The 11547-nt window shown below is 57.1% G+C and carries 7 protein-coding genes, 1 tRNA gene and 1 pseudogene; 4 read left to right on the forward strand and 5 right to left on the reverse strand.

Annotated elements, in window-relative coordinates; translation table 11 throughout:
- Window positions 1-34: 34 nt before the first annotated feature.
- From J9880_RS09715 to J9880_RS09730, 4 genes and pseudogenes are all read left to right on the forward strand, one after another.
- Window positions 35-4300: an RHS repeat-associated core domain-containing protein gene (locus J9880_RS09715; protein ID WP_232770379.1), complete on the forward strand. Its 4266-nt coding sequence runs from the start codon at window positions 35-37 to the stop codon at window positions 4298-4300.
- A complete protein-coding gene (locus J9880_RS09720; protein WP_232770380.1) occupies window positions 4287-4556 on the forward strand; it encodes a hypothetical protein in 270 nt (89 codons plus the stop codon). The genes J9880_RS09715 and J9880_RS09720 overlap by 14 nt, the downstream gene beginning before the upstream one ends.
- 401 nt (window positions 4557-4957) lie before the next feature.
- Window positions 4958-5365, forward strand: a pseudogene (locus J9880_RS25185) (RHS repeat-associated core domain-containing protein); the annotation flags it as partial.
- 319 nt (window positions 5366-5684) lie between these two features.
- Entirely contained in the window at window positions 5685-5978 is a 294-nt protein-coding gene (locus J9880_RS09730) for a hypothetical protein (RefSeq protein ID WP_119823456.1), read from the forward strand.
- A gap of 129 nt (window positions 5979-6107) precedes the next feature.
- Here J9880_RS09730 and J9880_RS09735 read toward each other — a convergent pair whose 3' ends face one another.
- From J9880_RS09735 to J9880_RS09755, 5 genes are all read right to left on the reverse strand, one after another.
- Window positions 6108-7424 carry an MFS transporter gene (locus tag J9880_RS09735; RefSeq protein ID WP_119823454.1) on the reverse strand — a complete coding sequence of 439 codons (1317 nt, stop codon included), beginning with the start codon at window positions 7422-7424 and terminating at the stop codon, window positions 6108-6110.
- Window positions 7417-8577, reverse strand: coding sequence for a mandelate racemase/muconate lactonizing enzyme family protein (locus J9880_RS09740; protein WP_232770382.1), 1161 nt, complete (start codon window positions 8575-8577; stop codon window positions 7417-7419). The genes J9880_RS09735 and J9880_RS09740 overlap by 8 nt, the downstream gene beginning before the upstream one ends.
- 380 nt (window positions 8578-8957) lie before the next feature.
- Window positions 8958-9033: transfer RNA gene (locus tag J9880_RS09745), tRNA-Phe, on the reverse strand.
- Between the two features lie 129 nt (window positions 9034-9162).
- Window positions 9163-9738, reverse strand: coding sequence for a division control transcriptional repressor DicD (dicD, locus tag J9880_RS09750; RefSeq protein ID WP_095923723.1), 576 nt, complete (start codon window positions 9736-9738; stop codon window positions 9163-9165).
- Between the two features lie 43 nt (window positions 9739-9781).
- Window positions 9782-11512, reverse strand: coding sequence for a protein-disulfide reductase DsbD (locus tag J9880_RS09755; RefSeq protein ID WP_232770383.1), 1731 nt, complete (start codon window positions 11510-11512; stop codon window positions 9782-9784).
- Window positions 11513-11547: the final 35 nt, after the last annotated feature.

The raw sequence follows: 11547 nt of genomic DNA on the forward strand, positions 1-11547 counted from the left end.
CATGGACAGAAAAATCTAATACAAGGAGAGAACAATGGCAGGACAACCCGCCGCCCGTCAGGGCGATGCCACGCTGTACGGCGGCCCGATAGTTCAGGGCTCCGCCAGCGTGCTGATTGGCGCGCCTTCCGGTATTGCCTGCTCGGTCTGTCCCGGCGGGCTCATAAAGGGCAATCCGGTCAACCCGTCGCTCGGCGCCAAGGTGCTGCCGGGCGAGACCGACCTGGCGCTCCCCGCCCCCGCCCCCCTGGTCATTCACCGCAGCTACAGCAGCTACCGCACGCCCACCCCCGCTCCGGTCGGACTCTTCGGCCCCGGCTGGCAGGGGGCGTTTGACGTCAGCCTGCAGGTCCGTCCCCGCGCCCTCATCCTTAACGACAACGGCGGCCGCAGCCTGCACTTCGACGCCCTGAGCGCCGGGGAGATTGTCTACAGCAGCAGCGAGAAGCTGTGGCTGGCACGCGGCGGCGCGGCTGAGCTGGCGGACGCGCGCCACGCGCTGTTTTTGCTCTGGCAGTCGCTGCCGCGGCGTCTTCGTGAAGACACCCATCACTACTTTGTCAGCAACAGCCCGCAGGGGCCCTGGTGGGTCTTCGGCTATGTCCCGCAGGTGCCCGCCGCTGACGCCGTGCTGCCCGCCCCCCTGCCGGTGCACCGCCCGCTGCTGTGCGTGGCTGAGCGGACCGGCCACCAGCTTCGCTACCTGCGCGACGTCGGCGGTGAGTTTGCCGGACGGGTCACCGGCGCTGTGGACGGCGCCGGGCGGCGCTTTCGTCTGGCACTGACCCGCCTCGCGCTGCCGGCGTTATCCCGCCCGGACGGTGGCACCGACGACGGCATCCGCCTGACCGCCGTGCATCTGCTCTCCGCCCCCGGCTTTACGGCCGTTCCCGCGACGCCGCTGGCGCGCTATGAGTACGGCCCGCGCGGCGAGCTGACGGCCGTGTATGACCGGGCGGGCGTCGCGGTGCGCGGGTTTGAATACGATGCGCAGCACGCCGGGCGCATGGTGGCTCACCATTATGCGGGACGTCCGGTGACGACCTATGAATACAATGCGGACGGCAGGGTGATACGCCAGCACAACCCCGGCGGGCTGGACTACCGGTTTGAGTATGACACCGACCGCACCACCGTCACCGACGGCCTCGGGCGCCGCGAGGTGTACCACTTCGCCGGTGAGAACGGCCTGCGCCGCCTGATTACCCATGAGCGCGCCGACGGCACCACCACGCACAGCGACTATGACAGCCACGGGCGCCTGACGGCCACCACGGATGCGGCCGGGCGTAAAACCGAGTTTGACCTCGACGTCGCCAGCGGCAGCCTGTGCGGCATCACCGCCCCCGACGGCAGGCAGACCCTCTACGTCTGGAACCGCCGGCATCAGCTGACCCGCGCCATCGCCCCCGACAAAACCGAAACCACCCGCGAATACGATGCCGCAGGCCGTCTGGCGGCGCAGGCCGACGCGCTGGAGCAGACCACCCGCTACCACTACGCGGACGCGCACGGTGACCGGGTCATGGCCGTGGAACTGCCGGACGGCAGCCGTCAGCAGCTGGCGTGGACGGATTACCATCAGCTGCGCCGCACGACCGACTGCTCCGGCCACGCCACGGATTATGAGTATGACCTGTGGGGGCAGGTGACAAAAATCACCCGTGAGGAGGGGCAGGTGACCCGCTACCGCTACGACCCGCGCGGCCGCCTCACGGCCACGGAAAACGCCGCCGGCGAAGTCACGGCGTATCACTACAACGCCGCCGGTGACCGGGTGCGCACCGTCTTCCCGGGCGGGCGGCAGGAAGACGTGGAATACGACGCGCGCGGTCAGCGTCTGCGCACCCTGCACGGCGGGCTGTCGCAACGGTTCAGCTACGACGCCGCCGGACGCGTACTCAGCCTCATCAACGAAAACGGCGCGCGGACGCAGTTTGTCTATGACGTCATGGACCGCCTGATACGCGAGACCGGCTTTGACGGGCGCATTCAGCAGTATCAGTACAGCGCGGCGGGCGAGCTGATACACCGCCTCGACGGTGAACGGGCGACCCGCTGGCACTATGACGCCGCCGGGCGGGTGATATGCCGCGAAAATCCGCCGCACGGCGACGGCACGCCCGATGACGAACGGCGGACCTATGATACCAACGGCCTGCCGCAGGCGGTGGTGCACCACAGCGGCGGGCATCAGGTCACGGCCGTCTGGCAGCGTGACGCGACCGGGCGCATTGTCGCCGACGGTCAGCAGGTCACCGCGCCGGACGGGCGGGTGCTGTGGTCGCACACGCAGGCCAGCCGCTACGGCCCGCGCGGCGTCCTGACGCAGACGCTGCCCGACGGCTTACCGGCCGTTGACTGGCTGACCTACGGCCCCGGCCACCTGCTGGGCGTGGCGCAGGGCGGCACACCGCTGCTCGAGGTTGAGCGCGATAAGCTTCACCGCGAGCGCACCCGCACCTTCGGGCCGCTCACCCGTGAGACGCGCTACGACAGGGCCGGGCGCCTGTCGCACCTGACCCTCGCCGGGTATCCGGCGCTCAGCCGTGAACACCGCTACGACGAACGCGGGCAGCTGACCGCCATCATCAGCGGCACCCGTGACGACGCCGGCGCCCGCCAGTTTGTCTTTGACGACGCGGGCCGCCTGACCGAAGCCCTGGGGCTGTATCCGGCGCAGTATCAGTACGACCCGGCGGGCAACCGCCTGCCGCCCTTGCATCACGCCGACCCGTTCTCTCCCGCACGGCCTGACCCGCGCGACGCCCCCCGTCCGGCGCTCGCGGATAACCGGATACGCGAGGACGCCACCTTTACGTATCACTACGATGATTACGGCAACCTGACGGAGAAGGTCTGTAAGGCCACGGAGGGCGAGGTATACCGCTACGGCTACGACAGCAGCCACCGCCTGACGCACTACAGCCACACCCTGAGCTGGGGCGACGGCCACAGCACCCGCCACGGCCATTACCTGTATGACCCCCTGGGCAGGCGCGTCGGCAAGCGCACCCTGCGCATCAGCCCGCACGGCCAGGAGCTGGAGCCGGAATGCCTGACGTGGTACGGCTGGGAGGGCGACAACCTGGTGGTGTCAGAGCGCGACGGCCAGCGCATCCACACGCTGTATCAGCCGGGCAGCTTCGTGCCGCTGCTGCGCATGGCGGGCGGCATCCGCCAGCCGGTGCCGACGCTGGTGGCGCGGCTTGAGCAGGACGCGGACATCGTCTTCCCGCCGGAGGTCGCCGTGCGGATACACCGTCTGGAGCAGGACCTGCGCGCGGGCGAGCTGTGCGAACAAAGCCGGCAGCTGCTGGCGGCCTCGCAGCTGACGCCGGCGCGCCTGCTGCCGTTGCTGCAACCGGTGCCTGAAACCGCCCCGCCGGTGGTGCATCTGTACTGCTGCGACCACCTGGGCACGCCGCTGGCCCTGATAAACCCGCAGGGCCACGTCGACTGGCGGGCAGAGTTTGACCCGTGGGGCAATCAGGTGGACGGCAGCAACCCGCTGCGCATGTACCAGCCCATCCGCATGCAGGGGCAGCATTATGATGAGGAGTCGGGGCTGCACTACAACCGCCACCGCTATTACGACCCGACGCTGGGCAGGTATATCACGCAGGACCCGATTGGGTTATTGGGGGGATGGAATTTGTATGGTTACACCTCAAATCCGACCCAGCAAAGCGATCCTTTAGGTTTGAGTGAAGACTGGAGTTATTTTTTTTCGATGGGGACTATAGGTGGAGTTGACTATGGCGTAGCAGCTGAGTCTGCTGGGACCCGTTTATCAACTGACGAATCTGCAAAAACACTAAGCAATATGGCATCCACTGAAGGTGCGTGGAATCCAGGTTCTGACTATGTAAAAGCATGGGCAATTAATACGCCAATTGTTGCTCTGACAGCAATATATGGGCCAGCAGCATCTATTGCCAAAGTTATAAAGAGTAGCATCATTTTCTGTTCTGCAAATGCGACATACCAATGGGTTGAACACGGAGAAGTGAAACCTTCTGATGCGGCTGCAGCTGCATTGACAGGGGCTTTGTATCCAGGCCGCTTACTTAGTGTCAACACATTAATCGCTTCAGGGATTGCTTATTTAAATAGTGGAAGTAATAGCGGAGCTGTAGGGGCTGGGGCTGGAACGGTAGTAAGTGGTCTTCTGGGGAAAGTACCTTTTTTGTCAAATATTGTGGGTGATTTCGCTACGGGAGTAACATCTGAAGGTACCAGTGATAATATCGGGGGGTACATGGATAACGACAAGGATAAGGATAATGAAAATGATTAAATTTTCTTTTTTAAAACGACGTAATAATGTCAATAGAGAAGTATCCGTTGCATTATATATACTGACATCTGCCGCGCCAGTATTTCTGGCTATAATAACAATGGCTGTAGCCATGGAATGCTTTAATGATAGTTCATTTCATTATAATAGCGACTATACGCTTAAGGCTTTAAAATTAATTACAGCAAGCATTTTTTTCTCAGTTATTTACAGTGTGGTGGATTTTTATATCGATAAGAGCAAAGTAAAAAAATAATCAATATCTATAGAAGTGAGTATAATAAGGGTAATTATAATCAGATACTAACCCTCATAAGTGATAAGGATGATGAGTCTGTTAATTATCTCTTAGAAGAGATTGAAAAGAGACGGGTTAATGACGGAGAGTTGAGATGCTTAGATATTCATGCCATAAGCTTCATAGTTACTGGCATAAATATGAAAAAACTAGAATATAATATTTCTTGCATTTCCATGTATGCCTCAGAGCGAAGTGAAATTATTTACTTTAACTGTTATACAATAAATAGCGGAGATCTAATATTGAAAAGTATAGATTACCCGGTTGATGTTAGGCAGGATAGTATGTCAGATGCCTCAGGTGTGCGTGACCGCTGACACCGATGCCCGAAACTGCGCCGCAGGTGGTGCATCGACTGGCGGGCAGAGTTCGACCCGTGGGGCAATCAGGTGGACGGCAGCAACCCGCTGCGCATGTACCAGCCCATCCGCATGCAGGGGCAGCATTATGATGAGGAGTCAGGGCTGCACTACAACCGCCACCGCTATTACGACCCGACGCTGGGCAGGTATATCACGCAGGACCCGATTGGGTTATTGGGGGGATGAAATTTGTATGCTTATCCGTTGAATCCAAACATAAAAACTGATCCCTTAGGGTTAACACAAATCAATATGGGGGCGGGGTTTAATGAAAGAGCTTCGCTTGGATTGTCGATGGCTGAAAATGGTGCCTCTCCAGAAGAACTGACCAAAGCGATGGCACCTTTCCACCACCAAATCCAATGTCAAGAGAATGTCGAGCCTCTACTACCGCAGCATTAGGGACGGGTATATCTGGAACTGTTGCAGTTAATGAAAACACTGGTGCTAGCGGATGGGTAAGTGTTCCCGTTGCGGCTGCTGGCGCACGTATAAGTGCAACGTGTGGGCTGAAATTTAGAGATCCTGATGCTAAAGATTTAAAGGCTGCGGCAGGCTTTTCTATTGGACTTGGAATCATAAGTTTCGAGGTAACGCAAACATCAGCATGGCCAGAGGTATACATTGGGGCCTGCCCCGGGGCAGGCCCCGGGGCAGGTCCTGAACTTAAAATGCCATACAATCCGAGTGTGTCTACTCCATTATTTTAGTTGAGAGAAATATGTGCGAGCAAATTAGAGTTGGAAGAATTGTAGTGTTCTTAATAATATTTTCGCTGGCGGCAATCGCCGTATTAGCTGAAATGCGTTTCTGCAAAAAAAAGGGAATAGATTTTAATACATTCACAGGAATGTTTGAAATATATGCACGCGTTTTCAAATTCGAAGAAAAAGCATTTTCCATCTTGATACTAGGATGTATGTACGGAGGTGCGTTACTAGTTTTGTTAACTATTGGCATCAGTATTTGGGCGGAAGGAACAGGGTGTGTTTTCCCAACGCAACATAATAAATAACCGATAAGCAGGGGGGTTATCAAGCACTGACACGACGACTGATACGCAACCGCCAACAGTAATAATGAAGTTCAACCTGTATCAGCACAAATACAGGTTGAACAGGGGCTTACAGGATAAAGCGTCAGATCAGTGGCCGGTGACAACGTCCTCAGGCTGCGTTTTTTTGCCAAACAATTCATTCACTTTGTTCTGGCGCACGAGGATAGCCATCGCAATCACGCCAATGATGGCGAGGCCGCTCGACAGGATGAAGGCTGACTGATAACCGCCGCCGTACTGGATTAAAAAGCCGGTAATGCTCGGGGATAAGATCCCGGCGAGATTCGCCAGTAAATGCACGAAGCCGCCAGCCGTTCCGATACGGTGTGCCGGAACGATATCCTGCAACAGTGACCAGCATGCCTGCGGTGTCATGTAAGCAAAAATACTGGCGACGGTGATCAGCGAGACGGCACCTGCGGTATTGCGGGTGTAGGCCGTCATCAGCACGCAACCGGCGGCAATAATCAGACCGGCGAAAATCACGGCTTTACGTGAGAACAGAAAATTGCCGGTACGGCGGTACAGCATATCCGCGACAATCCCGCCGCCAATAAAGCCGGCAGTGGCGCCCAGCCAGGGCAGAATACCGATAATGCTCATGCTCTTAATGTCGAGATGCTGGAAGTCAGTGAGATAGCTTGGCAGCCATGACAGGAAGAAATACTGAATGTAGTTGAAGCAGAAAAAGGCAGCGGCCACGCCCAGCACAGGTTTAGAAAATACGTAGTACCACAGGCTGTGCGCGTCTTTCTCTTTCAGGCCAGTTTTCACCGGCGTGGCCGGGCGATCGCTGGCAATCAGCTGTTTCTCCTCCTCAGAGACGCGCGGGTGCTGTTCAGGTTTATCGCGGAACAGCGTCATCCACGCCGCCAGCCAGACAAAGCCCAGCGCGGCGATCACCACGAAGGCGATACGCCAGCCAAAGTGCAGCCCGACCAGCCCGACAATCGGCGCGGCAATGGCTGCGCCCAGCGGTTGTCCTGCATTGGTGAAACCGACGGCGCGCCCGACCTCCTTACGCGGGAACCAGTTAGAAATCGACTTGTTGGTCGTGGTCCCCATCGGGCCTTCACCGATACCGAACATAACCCGTACCACCAGCAGATGTGCGAAACCGGTCACCAGCGCAGTTGCGCCGCAAAAGACTGACCAGAAAGCGGCTGCGACGCCGAAGACTTTGCGCGGGCCGAATTTATCTGCACTCCAGCCGCCGATAAAACAAAACAGGCAGTAGCCGATAAAGAAGGCGCTGAACAGGATCCCCATCTGCGCATCATTGATATGCAGATCGCCCTTAATCAGCGGTGCCATCACTGATAACGCCGCGCGATCGAGATAGTTGAGCATACCGGCAAAGAACAGCAGCAGGGCGATCACGACACGATAATTGGATTTACGCATGGACGGCCTCCGCGGTCAGGGAAAGGGAATGCTGGCTGACCAGGTATTTTTGAATGACCGACGGCGCAGGCTCAAAGCCGATCCCCGGCATCTCCGGCAACAGCATGTGTGGCGCGAGATTCAGCTGCGGATAAAGGTTTTCCTGCCACTGAATGTAAGGCACTTCCAGACTCACATTGTCGTCGAGAGTCGCCACCAGCTGTGCGGTCGCCATCAGCCCTGCGCCGTAATAGAAACAGTGAGGAACCACGCGGATATGATATTGCTTCGCCAGCGCAAACACGTTCAGCATGGCGGTAATGCCCCCCACTTTACTGACACTGGGCTGGGCGATATCAATCGCGCCGTGTTCGAAATGCTCAGCGAAGCCCTGAACGCCTGCGGCATTCTCTCCGGCGGCGATCCGTGTCCCTTGTTTGCGGACGTCAGCCAGACCGGCTAAATCATCCGGCGGCCAGACCGGTTCTTCCAGCCAGCCCAGATTGAGTGAACGTAAGGCCTGAGCCTGTTCAGCCGCTTCTTCCACGCTCCACGGGCAATTCACATCCACCATCAGTTCGGCATCGGCGGGCAATATCTCTCTGGCGGCGGCGATGGCGGAATAGTCAGTTTCATGCAATTTGATGGCGCGGAATCCGGCCTGATAAGTGCTCAGCACTTTCGCCGCCACCCGTTGCGGATGGTTGCCATAACTGACCAGACTGGCGTAAACCCCGATTTTCTGGCGCTTCGCCCCCAGCAATTGCCAAAGCGGCTGGTTCCGCGCTTTGGCCAGCAAATCCCATAGCGCGATGTCGATAGCAGAAAGGGCAAACATTACAGGGCCGGTGCGGCCGAAGGCGTGAAAGTTAATCTCTGCCTGCTGCATCAGCGCGGCGATTTCCTGCGGACTTTGCGGACAATGCTGACCGAGGAAAAACCGTCCGACCAGCCCGTTTAACGCGGTTTCTGTCATCGGGTTACAAAGGTGCCCGAATCCTTCACCCCAGCCGTGTAAGCCTGTATCGGTACTGATTTTTACCAGCAATGTTTCCATTCTGGTGAGTTCGGGAGACGCCGCGTTATAGGCATCCGTTTGTGTCTCTGGTGGTTTTTCCCTGCCGCTGCTGAAAGGAATGGCAACGCGCAATACCTCAATCCTGGTTATTTTCATGAGACGTTCCTGTTTTTGTAGGGCTTCTGAGAAACTTATCAGCCTAAGGAATCAGTCTAAAACGCCGTGAATAAGGCCGTTAACGGACGTCAGCCTAACTTTTAATCAGGATTAAACGGGAATTTTGTGCAAATGAATGAAGAGGTGAGAAGTGAGTCACGAAAGTGGGGTATGCAGGATTCAGAAAGCAAAAAACCCGCCATAGGCGGGTTTCTTTAAATAGGGTGCCCGGACCCGGACTAACGCCGCAGGCGTTTGAACAACGGCTATGCCGTTGGCCCGCAGGGCGAGCCTGTTAAGGCGAGTCATCGAACGACGTTCGATGGAGAGTCCGTAGCGCAGAAAGCAAAAAACCCGCCATAGGCGGGTTTCTTTGAATATGGTGCCCGGACTCGGAATCGAACCAAGGACACAGGGATTTTCAATCCCTTGCTCTACCGACTGAGCTATCCGGGCAACGGGGCGCATTAAACCGTATTGGGCCTGTGCCGTCAACGGCTTTGTCATCTAAAACAGATAAAACGCGTTCGTTTGCTGTCTTTTCATTCAAAAATGCTGAATTCTCTGGTTGGAAGACGCCGGATGTCAGGAAAGTGCGCCATGTTCACGGCAGCGTGCCACATTCAGGACATCTTCTGCCAGACGACGTGCGACTTCCACATCGTTCAGCTGGCGCTTAACCAGCAATTTACTCAGGCAGCCTTCGAGGATCAGTTCCATCTGCTGAGCGACCATTTCCGGGTCATCCGAGCCCATTTCCTGCAACAAAGAAAGTGTGTAGTCGTACGACGCCAGTTTCTGTTGTTCCGCGAGCTGGTGGATGGGCGCATCGCTGTCAGGGAAAAACGTACAGGCTGCGATAAACAGACATCCCGGATAGCGTTGCTGGCGCACCTGCTCATCCAGCACCTTATAGCGTGCCAGCAGTTTCTGCGGCGCGGAAAGAGTCTCATCAAGCATCAGCTGACGACGCCAGATTTCAATTTGTTCGCCGTGATAACGCAGGCTGTCATACAGCAGGGCTTCGGCATCCGGCCAGAAACGGCGCAATTCGTTGAGCGGAACGTCGACCAGTCCGGCGACAGTTTCTAGTGACAATGTTGCAAGGCCACGTTGTTCCAGGAAATTAAGCGTTTTATCGAGAACTTGTTCACGTAGCACGTTTGCCTCCTCACCATTGGCGTACTTCAAAATGTAGTGTCGTTTACGGGCGGGCTTTCTGCAAATGCGCGCTGAATTGCTCTGCATCCATAAAACCCGTCACCCGGGAGTGTGGCAACTCATGGCCATCTGGCCCGAAGAACAAAATCGTCGGCAGGCCAAGCACGTTCAGGCGTTCTAATAACGCTTTTTGTTCAGGGGAATTTTGGGTGACATCCGCCTGTAGCAACAGGGTATCAGCCAGTTCATTCTGCACTTCTGGTGCTGAGAAGGTATATTTTTCGAACTCTTTACACGCCACGCACCAGTCAGCGTACAAATCCAGCATCACGCGCTTACCCTGTGCGGCCTGAAGCGCGGTATCCAGTTCTGCGACATTATGGATTTTCTGGAAATTCAGCGCATGCGTCTGCGTCGTCGTGTTACCGGCTGGCGCAAACGCCCAGTCCTGCAACGGACGGCTGACAATCAGCGCCGCGGCGAGAAACGCAATTTGCAGCGCGCGTATCAAGCCACGCTGGCTTTTCAGGCTGAGTAACAATGCCCAGCCGAAGAACGCCACGCCGAGCAGGCTCCACAAGCGCAGACCCCAGACATCGCCAATCACACGTTCGAGCAGAAAAACCGGCAGCGCCAGAATGACAAAGCCAAACCCTTCTTTAACGTACTGCATCCACGGCCCGCTGCGCGGCAGTAATTTATTGCCGAACATGGTAACGATAATCAGCGGAATGCCCATTCCCAGCGCATACAGATACAGCGTGCCAGCACCCGCCAGCAAATCCCCGCTCTGAGCGATATACAGCAGGATGGCGCTGAGCGGCGCGGTGGTGCAGGGCGAGCAAATCAGCCCCGCCAGCGCGCCCATAATAAAGACGCCGGGCAGCGAACCGCCTTTTTGTTCGTTACTCCATAGCGCCAGACGGGTTTGTACGGACGAAGGAAGTTGCAGGCTGAAGGTGCCAAACATCGACAGCGCCAGCACAATAAACATGACCGAAAGCACAATCAGCACCCACGGGCTTTGCAGCGCCGCCTGGAACTGCAAGCCTGCTGCCGCGACGACCATGCCGAGCAGCGTGTAGGTCAGCGCCATCCCCTGAACGTAGACCAGCGCCAGCAGGAAAATTCGCTTCATGCTGTGAGGGCGCTGACGCCCGAGAATGATGCCGGAAATCAGCGGATACATCGGCAGCACACAAGGCGTAAAGGCAATACCCATGCCGATCAGCAAGGCCCAGAGCGGAGAGAAGGGCAGTGGCGTGGATTGTTTTTCCGGCGTCGCGATCACCGCTGCGGGTTCCGTTGCCGGCGTGCTGGCGCGTGCGGGTTCCGTGACAGGATTCAGCGGCACATCGCGGGTTTCCGGCGGATAGCAGAATCCTGCAGCGGCGCATCCCTGATAGGTCACACGCACGGTCGCATCGGCACTGGCTTGTCGCAGCGGGATCGTCAGGTTCAGGGCATTTTCATACACTTCGCTGTCACCAAAAAACTCATCATGGTGATCACGGCCTTTCGGCAGCAGGAACGCAGCGAGTTGGGCATTTTTCGGTTCAAGCTCAATTTTGCTGCGATATAAGTAATAACCCTCGCGGATCTGCCAGTTCAGTTTGAGGTCGTGACCTTGCTGCTGAAAGTCAAAGCTGAATGCCTGATCCACCGGCACAAACTGCGGTGCGGCGGGTTTGCCAAATAAAGACGCGTTTGCCTGAAGCGGCAAAAGACACAGGCTGCAAAGCAGAAAGAAGAGTCGAAAAATGCGGTGATCCATGCGGAGTAAAATTCTCTTTGTCGCGGCAGATGAAC

The sequence above is a fragment of the Rahnella victoriana genome (assembly GCF_021276285.1).
GTDB lineage: Bacteria > Pseudomonadota > Gammaproteobacteria > Enterobacterales > Enterobacteriaceae > Rahnella > Rahnella victoriana.

Bases quoted from the DNA above. Each gene is read 5' to 3' on its own strand.
- J9880_RS09715 (WP_232770379.1), top strand. From the start codon at position 35: ATGGCAGGACAACCCGCCGCCCGTCAGGGCGATGCCACGCTGTACGGC.
- J9880_RS09720 (WP_232770380.1), top strand. From the start codon at position 4,287: ATGAAAATGATTAAATTTTCTTTTTTAAAACGACGTAATAATGTCAAT.
- J9880_RS09730 (WP_119823456.1), top strand. From the start codon at position 5,685: ATGTGCGAGCAAATTAGAGTTGGAAGAATTGTAGTGTTCTTAATAATA.
- J9880_RS09735 (WP_119823454.1), bottom strand. From the start codon at position 7,424: ATGCGTAAATCCAATTATCGTGTCGTGATCGCCCTGCTGCTGTTCTTT.
- J9880_RS09740 (WP_232770382.1), bottom strand. From the start codon at position 8,577: ATGAAAATAACCAGGATTGAGGTATTGCGCGTTGCCATTCCTTTCAGC.
- J9880_RS09755 (WP_232770383.1), bottom strand. From the start codon at position 11,512: ATGGATCACCGCATTTTTCGACTCTTCTTTCTGCTTTGCAGCCTGTGT.